The organism is Bartonella sp. AP88XZML, from assembly GCF_042195565.1.
GTDB lineage: Bacteria > Pseudomonadota > Alphaproteobacteria > Rhizobiales > Rhizobiaceae > Bartonella.
The window spans coordinates 1-3,005 of sequence record NZ_JBHIOQ010000039.1; the positions used below are offsets into that span (position 1 = coordinate 1).

The 3,005-nt window shown below is 40.0% G+C and carries 4 protein-coding genes and 1 pseudogene; 2 read left to right on the top strand and 3 right to left on the bottom strand.

Translation table 11 applies throughout. The features are described 5' to 3' along the window. Window positions 1-582: tyrosine-type recombinase/integrase (locus ACFIK2_RS04255; protein WP_375676921.1), on the top strand; the 582-nt coding region annotated here is incomplete at its 5' end. A 201-nt stretch (window positions 583-783) separates the two neighbouring features. Further along, window positions 784-879 (top strand): annotated as a pseudogene (locus tag ACFIK2_RS04260) (DNA-binding protein); the annotation flags it as partial. A 127-nt stretch (window positions 880-1,006) separates the two neighbouring features. Here the strand turns inward: ACFIK2_RS04260 and ACFIK2_RS04265 are convergent. The 3 genes from ACFIK2_RS04265 to ACFIK2_RS04275 form a co-directional block, all read right to left on the bottom strand. Continuing rightward, on the bottom strand, window positions 1,007-1,408 hold the full coding sequence (locus ACFIK2_RS04265) for a hypothetical protein (protein ID WP_375612658.1): 402 nt from the start codon (window positions 1,406-1,408) through the stop codon (window positions 1,007-1,009). A 169-nt stretch (window positions 1,409-1,577) separates the two neighbouring features. Further along, window positions 1,578-1,979, bottom strand: coding sequence for a hypothetical protein (locus ACFIK2_RS04270; protein WP_375639609.1), 402 nt, complete (start codon window positions 1,977-1,979; stop codon window positions 1,578-1,580). Further along, window positions 1,976-3,005, bottom strand: a 1,030-nt coding sequence (locus ACFIK2_RS04275; protein ID WP_375676922.1) for a filamentous hemagglutinin, incomplete at its 5' end; no start/stop codon positions are given. The genes ACFIK2_RS04270 and ACFIK2_RS04275, both read right to left, overlap by 4 nt.

Sequence of the window (3,005 nt, forward strand, 5' to 3'; positions counted from 1 at the left end):
TTAGGCAAACAACGCCATAAAACGCAAAATTTTCCAGCTATGGATTGGAGAAAGGTTCCGGCTTTTTATAAAACACTTTGCGAAGCATCAACCTTAACACAACTGGCTTTGCGTTTGCTTATTTTGACAGGCGTTCGTACCAACCCTTTGTGTCATATTCATAAAGACCAAGTTGATGGCGATATCTGGACAATCCCTGCTGAAAATATGAAAGGTCGACGTGATACTACAGAAGAGTTTCGCGTGCCTCTATCATCAGAAGCATTAGAAATCTTAAAACAAGCGCGCTTGCTTTCTCGCAATGATTTCTTCTTTTCTGCAACCGGTCGGGGTCCCCTCGCTGCAAATTGTATGGCTCAATATATGAGAGACAATAAAATTGAGGCATGCCCCCATGGATTTCGTTCTAGTTTACGTGATTGGCTCGCTGAAACAACCGATGCCCCCTATGAGGTCGCTGAAACTATTCTAAGTCATACAGTTGGCGGCAAAGTAGAGCGTGCCTATCGTCGTACTGATTATCTAGAACAGCGCCGTGTTTATATGGATAAATGGGCGGCTTATGTCACGGGTCAATCTTAAGATATGGGGTGAATAACCCCATTATCTGTGGATAACTTTAGCTCTCTTCTCTCTCATTCTTTCTCAATAGGAGTCATAATTTATCACATTAGAAATTGTATAATAAAATATTGTTTTCTATAAATAAAACATCTTTCTAAATGAACCAAAATGTGGTTAATAAATGATTATGATTTGTTTTTATAGTGAAAGGATTTTAGAATGACAGAAAATGATATTCTTTTAACAGACCGTGAAAGTGCAAAATTGCTTCATATGAGTGTCTCAACTTTCCGCCGTCATGTAACCAATGGCTCTTTNCGTTATAACGACGCGGCATAAAAAGAAAACCTTGTCACGTAAGGACGGACAAGGCTTTCTCAAGCTCATCAAACCTGGTGCTTTATTTGGTGTAAATTCAAGGCTTTCTCTGCTGAAGCAAGACTTAAGGCTGGCATTCAAGTTGTTCTGAATGTTTTTTACAATAAGGGCTATTTAAGCGTCTCTCAACACTTCGCTGAGGCGTGATAGAACCACTAAGAGGATACACCGGAATCCTATCATCTTGACAATTTTCACACCACTTTCCATTTTCACTTCTATAGTGGAAGCCAGATTGAAGCATACAAGTATGAATTATTGCCCATTCACCGAAACCTAATCCACTATTTTCTGTATCGGCATTATAAGGAGTTGGCTTACCACACTCTAACAATGCTTTTGCTACTTCAGTAGAATCTGCATCTGGCTTTTGCCATATAACAAAGTATTTTGAAGGAGGCTTTGAGTCACATCCAGCGATACTTAACAAAGCCATGCAACTCAACAGTTTTAAGATTTTCTTCATTTTTCCCCTCTTTCAATGGATTTATTTACGATAAAACAGAGCTCATAAACCTATTGATATTTCCTGTCACCGCTGCTGAAAACAACAGTGAACAATATTGAAATGGTTAATTGAGGAAACAATCCCGCCATTCCAAGCGAAGGCAAGGAGGGGGATTGTTGATCATCACTTAAGGCTTGCATTCATCCGCATTTTTATACCTTTTACAAAAAGGGCTATTTAAGCGCTTCTTGACACTGCGCTGTGGTATGACAGCACCTGGACGACAAATCGGCAAGTTTTTCTCTTTAAAAGTATAACACCAATATGGTCCTCCCCATTTGTAGTGGAATCCTGCTTGAATCATGCAAGCATCGATGGAAGCCTCTGCATTGATGCTTAGCTTTCTATTTTCTGGAAAAACATCATAAGGGGTTGGCATACCACATTCTAACAAGGCTTTTCCTATCTCCGTAAAATCTGCACCAGGTTTCTCCCATGCACTCAAAACTCCTGGTGGAGGCTTGTCGATGTTACATCCAACAATATTTAACAGAATGAGACCACTTAATAATTTCAAGATTTGTTTCATTTTTTTCTTCCTGAATATTTTGAATAAATTGGCGTACGATTAGGTAATCCATAAGCCTGTCGACATATTGAACCTGCATTACCATAACAAGCATGGACACTTGGGTAGCCCTTAAATATTTGCCCTGCTTCTTTCCAAGGACCACTTCCAGGAGGTATTTGCTCAAAAGTGTAAGGATTTTTGCCAATCTTTGTACCCACAAAGTCATTTTTATGATTTTCCAAGTTTACGTAATCCTGCTTTCCATCACTTAAGATATATAACGTATCTGCCATGTTTTGAGTATTATAAGCTGGTCCAAAGAAATTAATCGTTGTTTTCTTTGCTATACCATGAACACCATGCTTTTCTAAATCATGCGATCCATTGCCCGCTGTCATACTGCCGCGGCTATGCGCATCAGTATGCAATCCTATATTGCCAAGGCTATACAACAGATTCTGGTACTTCTTCGTCGAATTGGTCAAAATACCCAACTTACCTTCTAGAGCATACTGATACCCTGCAATGAACAACTCTACCAAGAACGAATCGCTATGAGGGAACATCAGAAAATAGTGCGGATCATTCTTGTTATCAGCCAACTGAACCGCATTATGGGCTGCGTCATCTGGTGTTGTAAAAATACCATTGAGAAAAACATGAACCTTGCCATCAGAACCTTTTTGTAAATTCTGTTGTTCTTCAGGCGTTAAATAATGATATTGCGGCTGCGGGTTTCCATGACTGTCTCTTATAGGATTTCCATTTTCATCTTTTGCATAGATCACATTGCCATTTTCATCGTGATCCACGGTAGCCAGATAATGCTCTTTGATAAACATGTTTACAAAGCCCTGTTCAAAGATATTAATTCCTTCATCCGATAAATCATTGATCATACCTACGCGATTATGCACTGCTCCCTCAAGCGATGCGACATCTAGCTGTCCTACTGCTTGGTGGGCTGCTGCGGTGTTGCGGTTGAGAGAGCCAATGATTTGTCCAGCATCTTGCCCCATCGCCCTCTGTCCAGTTGTATCAGTA